Source organism: Kitasatospora sp. NPDC028961 (assembly GCF_055564815.1).
On sequence record NZ_JBVHVO010000025.1, the window covers coordinates 58,642 to 78,636 of the forward strand.

Annotated in this window: 14 protein-coding genes and 1 pseudogene; 10 read left to right on the forward strand and 5 right to left on the reverse strand. The window is 75.6% G+C overall.

The features are described 5' to 3' along the window. Positions 1-35 precede the first annotated feature (35 nt). Positions 36-713: a thiol:disulfide interchange protein DsbA/DsbL gene (locus ACZ4UX_RS29745; RefSeq protein ID WP_465708892.1), complete on the reverse strand. Its 678-nt coding sequence runs from the start codon at positions 711-713 to the stop codon at positions 36-38. Between the two features lie 169 nt (positions 714-882). After that, the gene (locus tag ACZ4UX_RS29750) at positions 883-1,995 is read right to left on the reverse strand and encodes a glycosyltransferase family 4 protein (protein WP_359808406.1); all 1,113 of its coding nucleotides are present in this window, start codon (positions 1,993-1,995) and stop codon (positions 883-885) included. Between the two features lie 301 nt (positions 1,996-2,296). On the opposite strand from ACZ4UX_RS29750, the gene ACZ4UX_RS29755 reads away from it, so the two are divergent. The 10 genes and pseudogenes from ACZ4UX_RS29755 (at position 2,297) to ACZ4UX_RS29800 (ending at position 16,705) form a co-directional block, all read left to right on the forward strand. Continuing rightward, positions 2,297-3,436, forward strand: coding sequence for a glycosyltransferase family 4 protein (locus ACZ4UX_RS29755; RefSeq protein WP_396491330.1), 1,140 nt, complete (start codon positions 2,297-2,299; stop codon positions 3,434-3,436). Positions 3,437-3,831: 395 nt separating this feature from the next. After that, on the forward strand, positions 3,832-5,748 hold the full coding sequence (locus tag ACZ4UX_RS29760; protein WP_465708893.1) for a polysaccharide biosynthesis tyrosine autokinase: 1,917 nt from the start codon (positions 3,832-3,834) through the stop codon (positions 5,746-5,748). Further along, positions 5,745-6,884 carry a glycosyltransferase gene (locus tag ACZ4UX_RS29765; protein ID WP_465708894.1) on the forward strand — a complete coding sequence of 380 codons (1,140 nt, stop codon included), beginning with the start codon at positions 5,745-5,747 and terminating at the stop codon, positions 6,882-6,884. Before ACZ4UX_RS29760 ends, ACZ4UX_RS29765 begins: the two co-directional genes overlap by 4 nt. A gap of 52 nt (positions 6,885-6,936) precedes the next feature. Next, complete coding sequence (locus tag ACZ4UX_RS29770; RefSeq protein ID WP_465708895.1) at positions 6,937-8,142, forward strand: GNAT family N-acetyltransferase; 1,206 nt, start codon at positions 6,937-6,939, stop codon at positions 8,140-8,142. A gap of 26 nt (positions 8,143-8,168) precedes the next feature. Then, a complete protein-coding gene (locus ACZ4UX_RS29775; protein ID WP_465708896.1) occupies positions 8,169-9,695 on the forward strand; it encodes a hypothetical protein in 1,527 nt (508 codons plus the stop codon). A gap of 131 nt (positions 9,696-9,826) precedes the next feature. Continuing rightward, positions 9,827-11,020: a DegT/DnrJ/EryC1/StrS family aminotransferase gene (locus ACZ4UX_RS29780; RefSeq protein ID WP_465708897.1), complete on the forward strand. Its 1,194-nt coding sequence runs from the start codon at positions 9,827-9,829 to the stop codon at positions 11,018-11,020. A gap of 128 nt (positions 11,021-11,148) precedes the next feature. Further along, positions 11,149-11,604 (forward strand): large conductance mechanosensitive channel protein MscL, encoded by a 456-nt coding sequence (gene mscL / locus ACZ4UX_RS29785; protein ID WP_465708898.1) that lies wholly within the window; start codon positions 11,149-11,151, stop codon positions 11,602-11,604. Positions 11,605-11,959: 355 nt separating this feature from the next. After that, positions 11,960-12,385, forward strand: a pseudogene (locus ACZ4UX_RS29790) (DUF6643 family protein); the annotation flags it as partial. A 622-nt stretch (positions 12,386-13,007) separates the two neighbouring features. Beyond that, positions 13,008-13,889, forward strand: coding sequence for an MOSC domain-containing protein (locus tag ACZ4UX_RS29795; protein ID WP_465708899.1), 882 nt, complete (start codon positions 13,008-13,010; stop codon positions 13,887-13,889). 404 nt (positions 13,890-14,293) lie between these two features. Then, the gene (locus ACZ4UX_RS29800; protein ID WP_465708900.1) at positions 14,294-16,705 is read left to right on the forward strand and encodes a right-handed parallel beta-helix repeat-containing protein; all 2,412 of its coding nucleotides are present in this window, start codon (positions 14,294-14,296) and stop codon (positions 16,703-16,705) included. 45 nt (positions 16,706-16,750) lie between these two features. Here the strand turns inward: ACZ4UX_RS29800 and ACZ4UX_RS29805 are convergent, their stop codons facing one another. The 3 genes from ACZ4UX_RS29805 to ACZ4UX_RS29815 form a co-directional block, all read right to left on the reverse strand. Continuing rightward, positions 16,751-17,347, reverse strand: a complete 597-nt coding sequence (locus ACZ4UX_RS29805) for a TetR/AcrR family transcriptional regulator (RefSeq protein ID WP_352294361.1) — start codon at positions 17,345-17,347, stop codon at positions 16,751-16,753. Positions 17,348-17,445: 98 nt separating this feature from the next. Continuing rightward, positions 17,446-18,564: a PLP-dependent cysteine synthase family protein gene (locus ACZ4UX_RS29810; RefSeq protein ID WP_465708901.1), complete on the reverse strand. Its 1,119-nt coding sequence runs from the start codon at positions 18,562-18,564 to the stop codon at positions 17,446-17,448. 138 nt (positions 18,565-18,702) lie between these two features. Continuing rightward, on the reverse strand, positions 18,703-19,884 hold the full coding sequence (locus ACZ4UX_RS29815) for an ROK family protein (protein WP_465708919.1): 1,182 nt from the start codon (positions 19,882-19,884) through the stop codon (positions 18,703-18,705). Positions 19,885-19,995: the final 111 nt, after the last annotated feature.

Sequence of the window (19,995 nt, forward strand, 5' to 3'; positions counted from 1 at the left end):
GTTCGGTGAAGGTGATCGGTCGGTCGGGAGAGGGGTCAGCCGCGGGGGTGGCGCTGCTGGTCCTGCTCGACCAGCCGGTCGAGGGCGTCGGGCATCGCGGAGACACCGCCGGCCCGGGTCGGCGTGGTGCGCTCCTCGCCCTGGACGATCACCGTGGGCAGCTCGTTGATCTTGTTCTGGACGAACATCGCGGCGGCGTCGTCGACGGCCCGCCGCACGTCGTCGGAGCGGTAGGCGTCCCGGAAGGTCCGCTCGTCGACGCCCTGGCGCACCGCCCAGTCGGTGGCGGGGTCCTCGGTGGTGAGGTCCTTGTCGTCGGTGTGGACGGCGCGGAAGGCACTGGTCTGGAGGCGCTCGACCAGGCCGAGGCGCTCCAGGGTGTAGTAGAGCCGCGCGTGGCCGCGCTGCGTGCGCTCCTCGGGGCTGCCCGGCCAGATCGCGGGCACCCGGCGCAGGTTGACGTCGGAGCGGTGCTTCTCGGCCCAGGCCTGGAGCGGCTGCTCCAGCTGCTGGGAGTGGCCGCAGTCGTACCAGAAGAACTCGACGGCCTCGGTGCGGGCGCTCTCGCGCACCGGCTTCAGCTGGTCGACGCGGACGGACTGGGAGCCCTCGCGGGACGGTTGGTGGGTGGTGGCCGCGCCGGCCTGGACGGGGGACGCGGCGATCCCGGTCGCGACGGCGAGCAGGACGGTGGACCTCAGCAGCGATTTCACACCGGGCAGTGTGGCGGTGACGGATCGTCGACGGCCACTCGCCCCGAGGGGGCCGGGCCGCGATTCGCCCGATCGGCGCAGCCCGGCCCGGGGGCCGGTGCGAATGGCGGCGCGGACGGCGTCCGCACCGGCGGACCGGCCCGGGGCCGGCGCCTGCCGTCCGCGCGGGTCAGCGGCCGCACAGGTCGGTGAAGAGCCGCTGCCAGGCGTCGGCCACCACGCCGAGTTCGCAGTGCGCCAGCACGTGCTCCCGGGCGGCCGCGCCGAGCGCCGTCCGGTCGCCGGCCAGCACCTTGGCCAGCGCCTCGGCGAGCGCGACCGGGTCCCCGGGAGCGACCAGCGCGCCGGTGGCGCCGTCACGGACCACCGAGCGGACCCAGCCGACGTCGGTGGCGACGGCGGGCAGCCCGGCCAGCGCCGACTCGATCAGGACGCCGGGGACGCCCTCGCTGTCGCTGGTGAGCAGCAGGGCGTCGGCGGCCCGGTAGAGCGGGGCCGGGTCGGCGAGGGTGCCGAGGAACTGGGCCCGGGCGGCGGCCGGGTGCCGTTCCAGGGCGGCGCGCTGCGGGCCGTCGCCGGCCACCGCGAGGCGGACGTCGGGGAGCCGGTCGAGCGCGTCGAGGGCGAGGTCGAGCCGCTTCTCCGGGGCGATCGCGCCGATCCAGGCGACCAGCAGACCCTCGGCGGGCAGGCCGAGCGCCTGCCGGGCCGCGCGCCGCTCGCGCTCGCTCCCGGCAGGCGGGTAGCCGTCGGCGGCGCGGGCGTTGGGGATGGTGCGGACCTTGCCGGCGGGCAGTCGGAAGCGCTCCTGCAGCAGGGTGCGGGCCTCGTCGGCGAGCGCGGTGACGGCGGCCGCGCGGTGCAGCAGGGCGCCGGTGCGCAGCCGGCGCAGCGGGCTCGCCGTCCAGTGCCGGGGGTCGCCGATGGAGACGTAGACGAACGGGGTGCGAGTGCCGGCCAGGGCGAGGGCACAGGCGGGGAGGGTGGCGGAGCCGTGCGCGACGACCACGTCGGCGGTGCGCGCGGCGGCGCGGAGCGCGAGCAGGGTGGCGGGGTGCAGCCGGGCGCGACCGAGCACGGTGGTGGCGAGGGTGTCGGGTGCGTCGGGGGCCGCGTCGGGGTGCGGGGCGAGGGCCCGCAGGGCGGAGGCCTGGCCGCGGCGGCGCAGTTCCCGGTGCAGGTCCCGGGCGAGGTTCTGGGCGCCGCGGCGGCGCGGGTCGGTGATCACGTGCAGGATGCGGGGGCGGGTTCCGGCCGTCTTCGCCGGTGTCGCGTCGGGCATGGGAACGACCTTGGCACAGGGGGGCGTCCGGGGCAGCCCCTTCGCGCAACCCGGCGGTGGCCCGTGCGCCAGCGCGGTTACCCCTGTCGGACGCCGGTCGGGTGCCGTCGTACGCCGCCGGCGTCGGGCGCGCGCCCCGGTGCGCGCCCCTGGCCGCCCCCGACCGCCCGGGGCGGCGGGAGGCTCCTGGCCGAATACCTGGCGGGCGGGCGGCGCCACCTGCGATGCTGATCGGCAGTCAGGGTGCCGACCGGCACGGGAGACCGGCCGCGCCCCGGAGGGCGGGGGTTGGCCTGTGCATGTGCTCTATGTGATCGACAGCGTGAGCCGGGTCGGCGGGGCCGAGCAGGGCCTGGTGGCGATGGCCCCCCAACTGGTGCGGTCCGGGGTGAAGCTGGACGTCGCGTACCTCAAGGACTCGCCCGGGGGCTTCCAGCCGGAGCTGACCGGAGCGGGCGCTGATGTCTTCGGCGTCGGCCGGGCCACCCGGGGGCGGACGCTCGCCGCGCTGCGCGGGCTGGTCCGCGAACGCCGCCCGGACCTCGTCCACACCACGCTGTACGAGTCGGACGTCCTCGGCCGGGCCGCCGCGCTGTCGGCGCGTACGCCGGTGGTCTCCAGCCTGGTGAACTCGGCGTACGGGCCGGAGCACCTCAACGCGCGCGGCCTCAGCCCCTGGAAGGTGCGGGCCGCCCAGACGGTGGACGCCGTGACCGCCCAGGGCACCCGCCGGTTCCACGCCCTCACCAGGCACGTCGCAGGCGCGATGGCGCAGCGGCTGCGGGTGCCGCGGGAGCGGATCGATGTGGTGCCGCGCGGGCGGGACCCGGAGCTGCTGGGCACCGTCACCCCGGAGCGGCGGGCCGCCGTCCGGGCCGCGCTGGGCCTGCCGCAGGACGCGCCGGTGGTGCTCGCGGCCGCCCGCCAGCAGTACCAGAAGGGCCTGGACGTGCTGTTGGAGGCCTGGCCGGCGGTCCTGCGGGCGGAGCCGGACGCGGTGCTGCTGCTGGCCGGCAGCGAGGGCACCGAGACGGCCCGGCTCACGGCCCTCGCCGAGGCGGCGGGCGGTGTGCGCTTCCTCGGGCCGCGCGGCGACGTCTTCGACCTGATGGCCGCGTCCGACGCGTTCGCCGTGCCGTCCCGCTGGGAGGGGCTGGGCAGCGCGGCGATGGAGGCGATGGGCGTCGGCGTGCCGCTGGTCTGCGCGGACGTGCCGGCGCTGCGCGAGACGGTGGGCTCGGAGGACTACGCCCGGCTGGTGCCGGCGGAGCAGCCGGCCGCGCTGGCGGCGGCGCTGGTCGACACGGTGCAGGACCGTGCCTCGGCCCGGGTGCGGGCGAAGTCGGCGCGGGCGCGGTTCCTCACCTCGTTCACCCTGCACCAGGTGTCGGCGCAGATGGTCGGGTTCTACGAGCGCTCCCTGCGCCTGCGCACGATCTGACGGGATCCCGTCGGTCCCGGGCGCCGCCCGGCCATCGGGCGGTCCCAGTATCGCCAAAGCGGTTGCGCCGCACGTCGGGGCTCGGCAAGCATCGCAGGAGGACCGGGGGCCGGTGCGCGGCGTGCGTGGCCGGCGTGGGCGAGGGCGCGGCCCCGACCGGGCCGGCCGGGGCCCGGCACCGCTGCGCCGCCGGGGGCGGGTCGGCGGGGAGCGAGCCGTCAGGGGGGCGGGTCGGGCAGCGGTTCGTCAGGGGGCGAGTTGCGACATCGGGCGAGGGATTCCACCGGGCCGAGAGCGTGGCGCAGGACAGACAGAGGCAGCAGCACCCGGACCGCCGCGCTCCCGAGGGGAGCTCACCAGCACCACCGCACCACGAACGCGAGGGGATCCCACCGGTGGAACCGGCAAACCACTTCACCGTCCTGCGGCGATACTGGCGGCTGCTCGTCGGCTGCACGCTCGCCGCACTCGTCGTCGGCTGGCTGCTGACCCCCACCGGTGACACGGTGGACAACGCCAAATGGAAGTGCAAGGTCGCCATCACGCCGGTCGCGGGGGCCGGCGACACCGTGCGGGCCGACCAGGTGCTCTCGTACGCGCAGGGTTCGGACGTCGCGACGGCGGCGGCCCACCAGCTCGGCATCGGCGACGCCGCCGCCGTGATCGCCCGCCGGACCGTGACGGCCGACAGCGCCCAGATGCTCTCGATCGCCACCACCGGGCCGACCCAGCAGTCCTGTTCCGACCTCGCGGCCGCCTACTCGGCCGCGATCATCAAGGGCTTCAGCGACGAGTCCGCCAAGAGTGCCGCCGAGACGATCCGGAGGCTGCAGGCGCAGGCGGACGCCCAGCAGAAGCAACTCGACGACATCCAGCAGCAGTTCAACCGCTCCTCGGCCGGCGACCAGCCGAAGCTCCAGCCCAAGCTGACCGCCGCGTCCACCTCGCTGACCGCCACGCTGACCGCCATCAGCAAGCTGCAGAACGGCGCCCAGACCGACGCCATCCAGCAGTGGGGCAGCATCGACGCCCGGCAGAACGCCGGCAACCTGCTCTCCTCCCCCAGCCGGAACGTCCGACTGGGCCTGGCGGTCGCGCTCGGCCTCGGCCTCGGCGTGGTCGCCGCGCTGATGCTCAGCCGGATGGACACCCGGCTGCGCACCCGCAACGCCGTCGAGGAGGGCTTCAACCTGCCGGTGATCGGCGAGGTGCCGCAACTCTCCCGCCGGCTGCGGCGGTTGCGCGAGCCGCTGGTCCGGGCCCGCCCCTCGGACCCGGCCGCCGAGGCGTACCGCTCGCTGCGCTCCACCCTGCTGCTCACCGGGCCGGACGCGCTCGGCCGTTCGGCCGCCGGGCCCGCCGAGTGGGAGCACGCCGAGCCCGCCCCGCGCCGGCACGCCGACCCGGCACCCGTGGTGCTGGTGGCCTCCGGCGGCAGCGGGGACGGACGGACCACCACCGTCGCCAACCTGGCCGCCGCGCTCGCCGAGACCGGTCGCGAAGTGCTCGTCCTGGACTGCGACTTCCGCCACCCGCAGCTGCACGCCCACCTCGGCGTGGGCGGCGGTCCGGGGATGGCCGAGCTGCTCAGCGGCGAGCGGCTCGGCGAGCTGGACGACCTGATCCGGCCGACCAACGTGGCGGGCGTCTCGCTGATCACCGGCGGCAACACCACCGCCTACCCGGCCGCACTGGTGCTGCGCGCCGCCGAAGTCCTGCGCCGGGCCCGCCGCCACGCCGACGTGATCCTGGTGGACACCTCGCCGCTGCTGCACGCCAACGACGCCTACGACCTGGTCCAGCACGCCGACGCGGTACTGGTCACCGTGCGCAGCGGCAATGTGACGCCCGAACAGGCGGACCGGGTCGCCGAGTTGCTCTCCCGGACCGGGGTGCCGGTGGCCGGGGTGGCGCTGCTCGCCAGCTTCGGCCCGGGCGGACGGCGCCGGCGCACCGGCCCGGTCGGCGGACCGGCGGCACCGGGCGGCCGGGCCGCCCCGTCCACCCTGCCGCGCCCGGCCGCGCCGGCAGTGGACCGGGCCCCCGACCGGGCCCTGGAGCGGGGCCGGGACCGGGGGCCCGAGTGGGGCGCGGCCCGGAGTGCGGACCGGGGCACCGACCGGGGTGCCGAGTGGGGCACCGAGCGGGGTTCCGAGCGGGCGGCGCCGAGCTGGGCCCGGCGTGACACCGCCGGACCGGGCCGGACCCGCCCCGACGCCGGTCCGGGCGTCAACGGCCACGGCCCCAAGGCCGGTGCGGTCGGCGGCGACCCGGGCGAGCCGGCCCTGCTGCGCGAGGCGGAGGAGCGGTGACCGGACGCACCCGGGTGCTCTGGCTGGCCAAGGGCCTCGGCCGCGGGGGCGCCGAGCAGCTGCTGCTCAACTGCGCCCGCCAGGTGGACGCTTCGCGCTACGAGGTCGAGGTCGCCTACGTACTGCCCTGGAAGGACGCGCTCGCCCCCGCGCTCACCGAGGCCGGGGTGCGGGTGCACTGCCTGGGCGGCGTGCCGGGCGCGCCCGGCCGGGCCGACCCGCGCTGGCCGCTGCGGCTGCGCCGCCTGCTCGCCGACCGCGGTTACGGCCTGGTGCACACCCACATGCCCGTCCCGGCCACCGCCGCCCGGCTGCTGTCCTACGGGCTCGGCGGCGGGGGCGGGCCGCGCCTGGTCCACACCGAGCACAACGTCTGGGACCGCTACCGCCCGGCCACCCGCTGGGCCAACGCCCTGACCTACCGGCGCAACGACGCGGTGATCGCCGTCTCGCACGCCGTCGAGCGGACCATCCCGGCCGCGCGCCGCCGACCCGGTGCCTGGGTGCACGTGGTGCACCACGGCCCGGACCTGGCCGGCGCCCCGCAGGGACCGGCCGCCCGGGCCGCCGCGCGGGCCGGACTCGGCCTGCCGCAGGACGCGTTCGTGGTCGGCACGGTCGGCAACCTGACACCGAAGAAGGACCAGTCCACGCTGCTCGCCGCCCATGCCGAGCTGTGCCGCGGCCGACCGCCGGTCCGGCTGGTGGTGATCGGCGCCGGGCCGCTGGACGAGCGGCTGCGGGCCCGGGCCGCCGAGCTAGGCGTGACCGACAGCGTGCTGTTCACCGGCTCCCGCCCGGACGTCCCCGCGCTGCTGCCGGGACTGGACGTCTTCACCCTGAGTTCCCGTCAGGAAGGCCTGCCGGTCGCCCTGATGGAGGCGATGACCAGCGGCCTGCCGGCCGTGGTCACCCGGGTCGGCGGCATGCCGGAGGTGCTCGACGACGGCGAGCAGGGCCTCCTGGTGGAGCCCGGTGACCCGGTCGCCCTGGCCGCCGCGCTCGGCCGGCTGGCCGACGACCCGGAGCTGCGGGAACGCCTCGGGGCGGCGGCGCGGGAGCGCTCCGCCCGCTTCGACGTCGCGGGCGCCCAGCGGGCCGTGGAGGCGGTGTACGAGAAGGTGCTGCGGCGCTGAGCCCCCTGGTCCCCCGAAGGCTGCTACCACCGAACGGAGAGCGAGTCCGGACGTGAGTGCCCTGCCCGCCCCTGCCGAGCTGACGTTCCGCCCGCTCGCGGAGGACGACCTCCCCGCGGTGCTCGACCTGCTGACCGCCTCCCTGGCCGGCGGCCCCACCGGCACCCGCACCGCCGACTTCTTCGGCTGGAAGCACCGGCTGGGGCCCTTCGGCGCCAGCCCCGGCCTGGTCGCCGAGACCCCGCAGGGGCGGCTCGCGGGCGTGCGGCTGTTCCTGCGCTGGCAGTGGCACGAGGGCTCCACCGGCCGTACCGTCACCGCCGTCCGGCCGGTGGACACCGCGACCCACCCGGACTTCCAGGGCCGCGGGATCTTCCGCCGGCTCACCCTGGACCTGCTCGGACAGGTCGCCGGTGAGGCCGAGTTGGTCTTCAACACGCCCAACGGGAACAGCCTGCCCGGGTACCGGACGATGGGCTGGCAGGAACTCGGCCGGGTACCGGTGGCCCTGCGCCCGGTCCGCCCGGCCGCGTTCGCCCGCGGCGTGCGGGCGGCGCTGGCCCGCACCCCGGCCGGTGCGGCCGCGCCACCGGCCTGCGGGCTGCCCACCGCCCGGTCGTGGTTCGCCGACCGCGTGACGCTCCCCGACCCGCCCCGGACCGCCGACCGGGCCGCTCCCGACGGCCCGACCACCGCCGACCGCCAGAACCCGACCGCCGGCCGGGCCGCTCCCGACGCGGCCACCGGCTCCTCCGGAGGCCCCGCCGGCGACCCGATGGCCGGCGCCGACGGCCCGCTGGCCGAGCTGCTGCGCGAACGGGCCGCCGCCGACCGCGCCGACCCCCGCCTCGCCGTGCTCCGCACCCCGGAGTTCCTGCGCTGGCGCTACGGCGAGGCCCCCGGCCTGGACTACCGCGTCCTCACCTGCCACCGGGGCGGCGAGCTGACCGGCCTGGCCGTCGGCCGGCCCCGACGCCGCGGCCCGCTCGCCGAGTTCACCCTCGCCGACGTCCTGGTCCGCCCCGGCGACCGGGACAGCGCCGCCCGGCTGCTGCGCGCCGCCGCCCGCGAGTCCGGCTGCGACCACGTCGCCACGCACCTCTCCCCCGGCACCGAGGCCGCCGCCGCGGCGCTGCGCTCCGGCTTCCTGCGGGCCCCCCGCACCGGGATGACGCTCGCCGCGCGCACCCCGACCGGCCGGACCGCACTGACCCTGCCCGACTGGCGGTTCACCCTCGGTGACCTGGAGGTCTTCTGATGCCCCGGCCGGCTCCGGCTCGGGCCGTGCCGCGCCGCACACCCCGGCCGTCCGCCGTCGCCGCCGTCCGGGCCCGGGTGCCCTGGCCGTCCGCCGTCGCCGCCACCCTGGTGACGGCCTACGTCGCGCTCTTCGTCGTCGCCATGGTGCACACCTCGTACGACACCTGGGGCGCGCTGCTGGTCCTGCCGGTGCTGATGGCCGTCGGCACCCCGGTCCTGGCCCGGATCGCCGCCGCCAACCCCGAGCGGGACGTGTTCCGGCTGCTGGTGCTGGCCATGACCGCCAAGCTGCTCTGCGCCTTCCCCCGCTACCTGATGGCCTTCGTGCTGTACGGCGGCGCGGCCGACGCCAAGATGTACCACCAGAAGGGCGCCGAACTCGCCACCTACCTGGGGCAGGCCGACCTGCTGGCCGGCGTGCACTACGACCTCGGGATGAAGGTCGCCGGCACCGGGTTCGTCATCATCGTCACCGGGGTGGTCTACGCGATCACCGGGCCGTCGCTGATCGGTGGCTTCCTGGTCTTCTCCTGGCTGGGCTTCTGGGGACTGCTGCTGTTCTGGCGGGCCCTGCAGATCGCCTTCCCCGAGGCGGACACCCGCAAGTACGCCAAGCTGGTCTTCTTCCTGCCCTCGCTGCTGTTCTGGCCGTCCAGCATCGGTAAGGACGCCTGGATGATGTTCTGCCTGGGCCTGACCACCTACGGGACCGCCCGGCTGCTGGACCGCCGGTTCGGCGCCTTCGCCTGCATCGCGCTCGGCTCGGTCGGCACCGCGATGGTCCGCCCGCACGTCACCGCGCTCGCCGGGGCCGGCCTGCTGGTCGCCTACGTGCTGCGCAAGCGGCCGCGGCAGGCCAGCGCGCTCGGACCGCTGCGGACCATCCTGACCGCCGTGGTGCTCGGCGCGATGGCGGTGCTGATGCTGCAACAGGTCTCGACCTTCTTCGGTACCGACGGCACCGGCGGCGACGCCGTCAACCAGGTGCTCTCGGAGACCTCGCGGCGTACCAGCCAGGGCAACTCGATGATCAGCGCGACCGCCCCGGAGGAGGCCGCGCCGCGTTTCAGCCTGAATCCGGCCGGGCTGCCGGTCGCCGTGGTCAGCGTGCTCTTCCGGCCGTTCCCCTTCGAGGCCTCGAACATCCAGAACCTGATCCAGTCGGTGGAGTGCTTCGCCCTGCTGGTGATGTTCATCCGGAGCTGGCCGCAGCTCAGCAGAGTGCCGCGGCTCTTCGTGCAGCGGTCCTACGTCGCCTTCACCACCGTCTACACGCTGCTGTTCTGCTGGGCCTTCTCGACCATCAACAACATGGGCATCCTGTCCCGCGAACGCGTCCAGGTACTGCCCCTGGTGCTGGTCCTGCTGGTCGTCCCGGCCGCCTCCACCGCCGCCCGGGGGGCCGCCGAGCGCCGACCGCCGCCGGTCTGGCGGGTGGCGCCGGGGCAGTGGGGCGGGCAGCGGCGGCCGCCCGGGCCCCACCCCGTCCGGCTCGGCGGACGGGAGCCCGGGGAGGCGGCGCCGTCCCGAGGGGGATCCACCGCGCCCTGACCCCTCCCCCCGCCCGGGCTCTGGCCCGTCCCCGGCGCCCGGTTCCAGGGCTCCGCCGACCTCGCGGACACCACCGCCCGTTCGCACTCCCCCGCCACCGGCGAGCACCGGACTATCCACGGAGGTATCTGATGACCACCGACACCCTTGCCCTGCCCGCCGCCCTCGGCGGCACGCCCGCCTTCCCGGAGGGGCTCCCGCTCACCCGCGTCCAGGTCCCGGACCGCGCCGCCCTGCTGGAGCGGCTCGGCGCCGTCCTGGACAGCGGGCAACTGACCAACGGCCGCACCGTCGCCGAGCTGGAGGAGGCCGCCGCCGAACTGCTGGACGTGCCGCACGTGGTGGCCGTCTCCAACTGCACCGCCGGCCTGATGCTGGTGCTCCAGGCGGCCGGTGTGGCCGACGGCCGGCCGGTGGTGATGCCCGGCTTCACCTTCTCCGCCACCGCCCACGCCGCGCACTGGGCCGGCGGCACCCCGGTGTTCGCCGAGGCCCGTGAGCGGGACATCACCCTGGACCCCGAGGACGCCGCCGCCCGGCTCGCCGCCGCCGACCGCCCGGCCGCGCTGATGGCCACCCACGTGTACGGCACGCCCTGCCAGGTGGAGCGCCTCCAGGAGGTCGCCGACGCGACCGGCGTGCCGCTGGTGTACGACTCCGCGCACGGCTTCGGCAGCAGCCGCCGCGGTGTGCCGATCGGCAACTTCGGCTACGCCGAGGTGTTCTCGATGAGCCCCACCAAGGTCGCGGTGGCCGGTGAGGGCGGCCTGGTCGCCACCCGGGACGCCGCGCTCGCCCGACGGCTGCGCACCGCCCGCGACTACGGCAACCCGGGCGACTACGACACGCTGTTCCCCGGCCTGAATGCCCGAATGAGCGAGCTGCACGCCGCCGTCGGTCTCAACTGGCTGGCCGGGCTGCCCGAACGGGTGGTCCACCGGGGCACACTCGTCGCCGAGTTCGCCGCCGTGACCGCCGGACTGCCGGGGCTGCGGCTGGCCCTGCCGGAGGACGGCGACGTGTCCACCTTCAAGGACCTCACGCTCATCCTGGACGCCGCGGCGTTCGGGCTCAGCGCGCGCCAACTCGCCGACGCGCTCAGGGCGGAGGGCATCGACTCGCGACGCTACTTCCACCCGCCGGTGCAGCGCCAGCGGGCCTACGCCCACCTCGGCCAGGCCGAGTCGCTCCCGCTGACCGACCGGCTGGCGGACTCGGTGCTGACGGTGCCGCTCTGGACCCAGATGGACGCGCCCACGGTACGCCGGATCGCCGGAGCGGTAGTCCGGATCCAGCCGTACGCGGAGCGTCTGCGCGCCGCCTGACCGGGCCGCGTCCCGTTAGGCGGATCGGGTGAACGCGGTTGGACCGCGGCCCCGCCCGGTCGGCAGGATGTCCGGCCGGGGCCCGCGGTCCCATCTCACCCTCCCCCGTACGGATTTGGAGTCACCCGGTGCTCAAGGGATTCCGCAGCTTCCTGCTGCGCGGAAACGTCGTGGACCTCGCGGTCGGCATCGTCATCGGTGCGGCGTTCACCGCTGTCGTCACCGGGTTCGTCACGGCGTTCCTCACCCCGCTCATCGGGGTCGCGAGCGGCGCCGTCGGCGACTTCACCCAGAAGACCTTCGCGGTGGCCGGGACGGACTTCCCGTACGGCGTCTTCGTGAACGCGCTGATCAGCTTCGTGCTGGTGGCCGCGGTGATCTACTTCATCGTGGTGGTCCCGGTCGGCCGGCTGCAGGCCCGGCTGGACGGCGCCAAGCCCGCCCCGATGGCCAAGGCGGACTGCCCGGAGTGCCTGAGCCCGATCCCGGCGGCGGCGGTGCGCTGCTCGTTCTGCACCTCCGAGGTGGCCGGTCGGCCGGGCTTCCCGGCGCAGTCCGCGGCGGAGCCGCTCCAGGTGCGCTGACCTCGGGTTCTGCCACGCCCGCCGGCTCTCACCGTGACTTTATCCCCGAAACATTCACGAGCCCTCGCCGCGCAGTCGGCGGGGGCTTGAATGCGCCGGCGCACGCCCTGACCGCAAAAGTTTCTTCGCCCGGCCCGGAACCGTCCACCGGCCCGTCACCGCACGGGGCTTCACCAGCCCAGTCCGGGCTCTGTTCGACCGTGCACCCCGGTCCGAAGCTGGCCGGAAGTCGTCGCCGGAATGTCCGTTCTTCGCACTTTCGAAACTTTTGTGCGAGCGAAGACTGTGTAAACACTCGAACTGCTCGCCCTCCCACTCTCCTCAGCAGGCGCATTGTGGGCTTACCGTATGCCCCATGACCTCGCCCCGCTCCTACGACGGAGTCGGCTACCCCCCTCCGTCCTTCTCCTCCGGCACGCCCATCTACGACAGCCTCGTCGCAGAGCGCGGTGTCCCGCAGATCGCGCCCATCAACGTGCCGGCCGCCCTGCCGCCGGCACTGTCGTCCGGTTACGGATCAAGCCTCGGCCAGTCCTACGAGAACCGGTACGCGACCGGGTACGACACCCCCGGCAGCAACCTCCCCGCGCTGCCGCCCGCGCGCCTCGCCCTGGGCCCCGGCCCGAGCAGCGCTCCCTCCGCCGGCCCCGCCACGGCATACATCCCGGCGCAGCCCGCACCGGCGTACGCCTCCGCGCCCCAGCCGCCCGCCCCCGGCTACGGCGCCCCCCAGCCGTACCTGTCCGCGCAGCGGCCGCAGGCCCCCGCCCCCGGCTTCTCGCAGGCCACCGGCGGCGGCGCCTTCCAGCCCTCCGGCGGCCAGAGCTTCGGCGGCCAGAACACCTTCGTCGGCGCCGGCCAGGGCGGCCAGCAGACCTTCGGCGCGCAGCCGATGGGCGCGCCCGGCTCCTTCGGCGGCCAGCCGCACGGCGGCGGTCAGCCGCACGGTGGCCCGCAGAGCTTCGGCGGGCAGCAGAGCTTCGGCGGCCAGCAGTCCTTCGGCACCCCGGGCCAGAACGGTGGCGGCTACCAGGGCCAGGGCGGCGAGCAGGGGTTCGGCGGCGCGCAGCTGCGCCCGGCCGTCACCCCGGTCGCCCCGGTCCGCCCGATGCAGCCGCAGCGTCCGGGCCCGTACGGCGAGCCCGCCCAGTTCCAGCAGGGCTACCAGCCCCAGGGGCAGGGCTACTGACCGACACCCCCGGCCGGCCCCACCCGGCCCCCGCCCGCAGCACCTGAGCACGATCCCGACGTCATCCCGCGCCGGGCGTACGGAGAAACGGGTCATCCACGGACCGCCCGGACCGCCACCCCACGGCGTCCGGGCGGTCCGTGCGCGTTCCGGCCCCGGGCGGCCGCGGAGGGTGGGACGCCGGGCTCCCGGGGGGAGCTGGCAGGATGGGGGGATGCTGCTCACCGGACTCCACATCCACCCCGTCAAGTCGATGTACCGCCTGAGCCCCGAGCATGCCCAGGTCGAGCCGTGGGGGCTGGCCGGCGACCGGCGCTGGATGCTGGTGGACGCCACCGGGCGCTTCGTCAGCCAGCGCGACGACACCGCCGTCGGTCTGATCCGCGCCGAACCGGCCGCCGACGGCACGCTGGTGCTGACCGCACCCGGCGGCTCCCGGATCGAGGTTCCGGCGCCCGGCGCCGCCGCCGGCGACCCGCTCGCCGAGGTCGAGGTCTGGGGCACCCGGTTCCACGCCGCCGAGGCCGCCAAGGAAGCCCAGCTCTGGATCGCCGAACAGCTGACCGGCGACTACCGGCTGGTGCACCTGGACGACCCCCGGGCCCGCCCGGTCGACCCGAAGTTCGGCGGGCCCGGCGACACCGTCTCGATGGCCGACGGCTTCCCGCTGCTGCTCACCACCACCGCCTCGCTGGACCGGCTCAACGCGCTGATCGCACAGGAGCACCCGGAGGGCCACGAGGTGCTCCCGATGGCCCGGTTCCGCCCCAACGTGGTCGTCTCCGGCAGCGAGCCGTGGGCCGAGGACGGCTGGCGCCGGATCCGGATCGGCGAGTTGACCTTCAAGGTGGTCAAGCCGTGCGGGCGCTGCGTGGTCACCACCACCGACCAGGAGAGCGGCGAGCGGCGCGGCCCCGAGCCACTGCGAACCCTGGCCCGGCACCACCGGCTGCTGAAGAAGGCCTCGTTCGGGCAGAACCTGATCCCCGAGCGCCCGGCCGGCGTCGGGGGCGACGTGCTCGGCACGCTCCGGCTCGGCGACGAGGTCGAGCTGCTGGAGGGCGGCGCGCACTGGCCGGCGGACGAACGGGCGTGAGCCGGGGGCGCCCGCGAGCGGCGGGCGCCCCTCCCGCCCGCGCCGCCGGCGGGCCCGCGGTCCGCGCGGCCGTCGCCCGGTGGGCCGGCCCCTCCGGGGGCCCGGGCGCCCCGGCCTTCGCCACGAACGGCCCTCCGTACACCGCCCTGTCGCCGCCCCGGGCGCCGCTCCGCGCACCGGCTGCGCCGTCGCCGGACACGGCCGCGCCGGCGCCGCGTTCGGAACCCCGACTGTGTGCGCTCGTTGAAACATGTGTGGAACCCGGAACGGTCCCCGGCCGGGGCCGACCGCCGGCGGCCGGAGCACCGTCGCGGGCGCGCTACGGTGGGCGGGCCACCCGCGCACCCCGCGCGTGCGGCCCGATGGGATCGCCGGCTCGATGAAGGTGGGGACGACAGACCGTCATGGCTGAGCACAGGGTCCGAGTCACCCAGGACAGCGCCTCCCGCTGGCGTCGCCGCGCCGGCGAGTACGACACCCTCACGGAGGCCCTCGCGGCCGCCGAGCCGGGCGACACCGTGACCGTCCGACCCGGCACCTACCGGGAGAACCTCGTCCTGGACAAGCCGCTCACGATCGTCCCGGCGCAGGGCCCCGGCACGGTCCGGATCGACCCCCCGAGCGGTGTCCCGCTGACCGTCACGGCCGCCGCGACCGTCCGCGACCTGGTGATCGAGGGCAGCGACACCTCCCTCCCGGCCGTGCTGATCACCGGCCCGGAGGCCACGCCCGCGCTCGGCGGCTGCCGGGTGGAGACCCGCTCGGCCACCGGCGTCGAGGTCACCGGCGGAGCCCGGCCCACCCTGCGCGGCTGCGTGGTCGCCAACCCCGCCGGGCTGGGCCTGCGGCTGCGCGGCGAGGGCACCGCGGCGGCCTTCGAGGACTGCGAGGTCGCCGCCGCCGGACAGGCCGGACTGGCCGTGCTCGGCGGGGCCACGGCCGCGCTGGAACGCTGCCGGGTCCACCACGCGACCGGCGCCGGGGTGCTCCTGACCGACCCGGGCAGCGCCGCCGAGCTGACCGGTTGCGAGATCTACGAGATCCGCGGCAGCGGCGTCCAGGCGGAGGCCCACGCCGGCGGCCGGCTGGTCGACTGCGACATCCACCGGGTCACCGGCAACGGGATCACCCTGGACAGCGGGGCCGAACTCGTCCTGACCGGCTGCCGGGTGCACGACCTGCCGGAGAACGGCGCCGACCTGCGCGGCCGGGCCCGGCTCACACTGGCCGGCACCACCGTGCGGGACTTCGGGCGCGGTGCGCTCTCGGTCTGGGACCAGGGCACCGAGGCCATCGCCGAATCCTGCGAGATCCACAGCTCGACCGGCGAGTACCCGGCCCTCTGGGTCAGCGACGGCGCCCGACTGACCCTCACCGACTGCTCGCTGCACGACCTGCCGGACGCGCTCTTCGTGCTGGACCGCGACTCCGCCGCCACCGCCGAGGGCTGCTCGTTCAGCCGGATCCGCAGCTCGGCCGTCTCGGTCAGCGGCGGCGCCGGGGTGACGCTGAGCGGCTGCCGGGTCCAGGAGGCCGGCACCGGGCTCTGGTTCCGCGACCACGGCAGCGGCGGGCTGCTCACCGACTGCGAGATCTCCGACGTCGCGACCGGCGTGATCGTCACCAAGGGCGCCGACCCGGTCCTGCGCGACTGCACCGTCCGGGCCAGCTCGGACGCCGGCGTCTACGTCTCCGCCCAGGGCCGGGGCACCTTCGAGGACTGCCGGGTCTCGCACGGCAAGGGCTTCGGCTTCCACATCATCGACGGCTGCCGCACCGTGCTGACCCGCTGCCGGGCCGAGCAGAACGAACGGGCCGGCTTCGAGTTCTCCGAACCCGGCCCGGTGGTGGAGGCCTGCACGTCGGACGACGTCGCCCCGGCCGCTCCGGCCGCCGAGCTGCCGGCCCCCCGCGCCGCACGGACCGCACGGGCCGCCCAACTGACGGCCACCGCACCGGCGTTGCCGGCGCCTTCGGCGATCGGGCCGATCCCGGACTGCCGCCCGGCCGACGAGGCGCTGGCCGAACTCGACGCGCTGGTCGGCCTGGCCACCGTCAAGCAGGAGGTCCGGACCCTGATCGACCTGATCGCGGTCGGGCGCCGGCGCCGCCAGGCCGGGCTGAAGGCCCCCTCGCTCCGCCGCCACCTCGTCTTCACGGGGGCCCCCGGCACCGGCAAGACCACCGTGGCCCGGCTCTACGGCGAGATCCTGGCCTCGCTCGGGGTGCTCCAGCGCGGGCACCTGGTCGAGGTGGCCCGGGTGGACCTGGTCGGCGAGCACATCGGCTCCACCGCGATCCGCACCGCGGCCGCCTTCGACCGGGCACGCGGCGGCGTGCTCTTCATCGACGAGGCGTACGCGCTGGCACCCGAGGACGGGGCCCGGGACTTCGGCCGGGAGGCGATCGACACCCTGGTCAAGCTGATGGAGGACCACCGGGACGAAGTGGTCGTCATCGTGGCCGGTTACACCGCCGAGATGGAACGCTTCCTCTCCGCCAACCCCGGTGTCTCGTCCAGGTTCTCCCGCACCATCACCTTTCCCGACTACTCCGCGGACGAGTTGCTGGAGATCGCCCGCGCGCAGTGCGCCGAGCACGAGTACGCGCTGGCCGAGGCGACCGAGGGCGCGCTGCTCCTGCACTTCGGGACGCTGGAGCGCGGCCCCAACTTCGGCAACGGGCGCACCGCGCGGCAGGTCTTCGAGACGATGGTGGAGCGGCACGCCATGCGGGTCGCCCACCTCGCGGATCCGTCGACCGAGGAGCTGCAACTGCTCGTCCCCGCCGACCTGCCGGCGGCCCGCCTGCCCTGACCGTCGTCCACCGGGCAGGTGAACCTCCGCTCGGTCCCCGCGCTTTCAGCCGCGTTCCGCGGCCGCCTCGTCGCCCAGCATCCGGTCCACCAGCAGCGCCAGGCGGGGCTCCGCGTGGTCCGGCCGGAGCCGGCCGCTCCGGGCGAGGGTGGCCAGGCCGTGCAGGGCCGCCCAGACCACCTCGGTGAAGGGCTCCGGGTCCTCGGCCCCGGCCACCTCGGCGACCGGTCCGGCGAGGGCGGCGAACGCCTCCTTCAGCGGGGCGGGCGAGTCCGGACGGCCGAACGGCAGGTCCGTCGCGAGCACGAACATCGCGTCGTAGAGCGCCGGGTTGGCCGCCGCGAACGCCAGGTAGCGGCCCGCGACGGCGCGGAAGGCCCCGGCCGGCCCGGCCGCCCCGCGGGTGACCGCCCGCAGCTCGGCGGCGAGTTCCGCGAAGCCCTCCAGCGCGACGGCGGCCACGATCGCGTCCTTGCCGGCGAAGTGGCTGTAGAGCACGGGCTGGCTGTACTCGATCCGCTCGGCCAGCCGGCGGGTCGTCACCGCCTCCCAGCCCTCGGACTCCGCCAGCTCACGGGCGGTTCGAATGATCAGCTGGTGCCGCTCGGCGCGTTCGCGCCCGCGGCGCTCCTGGATTGACATGACATCGACTCTAGCAGCGCTAGGCAATAGAGCCCTGAAAGGAACGCGTCACCCCTGCCCGCGGCAATGCCGGGGGCAGGGGTGACGCCCGCCGCGGGTCAGCCGGTCCAGGCCCCGTCGGCCAGGAAGGACTCCAGCCGGGCCCGGTGGGGCGCGATGTCGATCCGCTCCCCGGCCAGCCAGTCGTCCGAGTAGTACTTGTCGAGGTAGCGGTCGCCCGGGTCGCAGATCAGGGTGACCACACTGCCCCGCACCCCGGCCGCCCGCATCTCGGCGACGATCTTCAGCGCGCTCCACAGCCCCGTCCCGGTGGAGGCGCCGGCCTTCTTGCCGAGCACCTGCTCCAGCACCCGCACGGCCGCGATCGAGGCGGCGTCCGGGACCTTCATCATCCGGTCGATCGCGCCGGGCACGAAGCTCGGCTCCATCCGCGGCCGGCCGATCCCCTCGATCCGCGAGCCGCTCTCGCAGACCGCGTCCGGATCGTGGCCGACCCAGCCCTCGAAGAAACAGGAGTTCTCCGGATCGGCGACGCAGATCCGGGTGTCGTACTGCATGTAGTGCACGTACCGGGCGATGGTCGCCGAGGTCCCGCCCGTCCCGGCGGTCGCGACGATCCAGGCCGGCTCCGGGTGCGGCTCCAGGCGCAGCTGGGCGAACATCGACTCGGCGATGTTGTTGTTGCCCCGCCAGTCGGTGGCCCGCTCCGCATAGGTGAACTGGTCCATGTAGTGGCCGCCGGTTTCCTCGGCGAGCCGGGCGGAGGCCGCGTACACCTCGTCGGAGCGCTCGACCAGGTGGCACTCGCCGCCGTGGAACTCGATCAGGTCGATCTTGGACTGGCTGGTGGACTTGGCCATCACCGCGATGAACGGCACGCCGATGAGCTGGGCGAAGTAGGCCTCGGAGACGGCCGTGGAGCCGCTGGATGCCTCGATCACCGGCTTGCCGGGCCGGATCCAGCCGTTGCAGAGCCCGTACAGGAACAGCGAGCGGGCCAGCCGGTGCTTCAACGAGCCGGTGGGGTGGGTGGATTCGTCCTTGAGGTAGAGGTCGATGCCCCAGTCGAGGGGGAGCGGGAACCGGAGCAGGTGGGTGTCGGCCGAGCGGTTGGCGTCGGCGTGGACCTTGCGCACCGCCTCCTTGAGCCAGCCGCGGTAGGCCGCGTCGGAGCGGTCCACATCCTCGGTCCGTTCGGCACTCAGCTGCGCACCCATCGTCACTCTCCTCGCTCGAACCCCCCGGTTGCTCACTACGAGTGTACGAGAGTCACGATAAGTGACGGTTTTCGTAGCCCCAGCTTCCGCTTATCCACGGCCACCGGGCCTCGCCGCGCTCCGCCGCCGCCCGCCCTGCTACGCCCCCGCCTGCACCGACTGCGGGTCGGCGAGGTAGGGCCGCCACGCCAGTTCGGCCGCGCCCGCCAGTGCGCCGTGCGCCAGCTCGGCGCCCACGATCGGCACCCGGCCGCTGCGCCCCCAGAGGCTGCGCTCGGCGACCACCGCCCGCAGCCGCTCCGGCGCGGCCTCCAGCAGATCGAGGTGCAGACCGCTGAGCACCACCCGGTCCGGGTTGAGGATGTTGGCGACGCCGGCCAGTCCGAGGCCGAGCCGGTCGATGACGTGCTCGACGGCCGCCCGGGCCCGCTCGTCCGTCGCGGCGGCCCGGCAGAGCTCGCCGGCCTGGTCGAGCAGCGGGCGGTCCGGGTCGGGGGTGAGCCCGGCGGCGGCGAACAGCGCGTCCGGGTCGGTCTCGGCGTTGAGGCAGCCGCGGTTGCCGCACTGGCAGGGGCGGCCCTGCGGGTCGACGGTGAGGTGGCCGACCTCCAGCGCCAGCCCGGCGCTCCCGGTGTGCAGGCGGCCGTCGATCACCAGCGCGCCACCGACGCCCCGGTGGCCGGAGGTGACCAGCAGCAGGTGGCGGGCGCCCCGGCCGGCGCCGTGCCGGTACTCGGCGAGGGCGCCGAGGTTGGCGTCGTTGGCGATCGCGGTGGGCAGCGGGTCCAGCGCGAGCGGGCCGTTGTCGGCGCGGCCGACCTCGACGTCGTACAGGTCGGCGACGGGCGTGCCGCTGGGCCAGGCGAAGTGCAGGGCGGCGAGCGCGGTGCCGTCCGGCTCGGTGACCGGGTTGGGCAGCGCGAGCGCGGCACCGAGGCAGCGGCGGCCGCTGTGGCGGGCCAGTTCGGCGCCGGCCTCGGCCACGGCGCGCAGCATCCGGACCGGGTCGGTGGCGGCGGGCAGCGGCCGGTGCACGGGCGGATCGAGCAGTCCACCGAGTCCGGCGAGGGTGACGCTCAGCCCGTCGGCGTGGATCTGGCCGGCGATCACCACCGGACCGGCCGGGTCGATGGCCAGCCGGTGCGACGGGCGGCCGCGGCCGCCGCCGGCCGGCCGGGAGTCGACGGTGATCAGGCCGAGCGCCTCCAGCTCCGCGGTGACCGCTCCGGCGGTGGCCCGGGTGACGTCGAGCGCGCGGGTGAGCGCCGAGCGGGTGGGGGTCTGGCCGGTGTGGATGAGCGAGAGCGCCGGGCCGAGCAGCGTGCGACCGCGATCGGGGGCCGAGCGGCGGTGGGCGTCACGCTGGGCGTCGTGGTCGGCCCCAGAGCCGGGCTTCGGACTTGATGGAGTGAGCTGCACGGCCCTATTGTT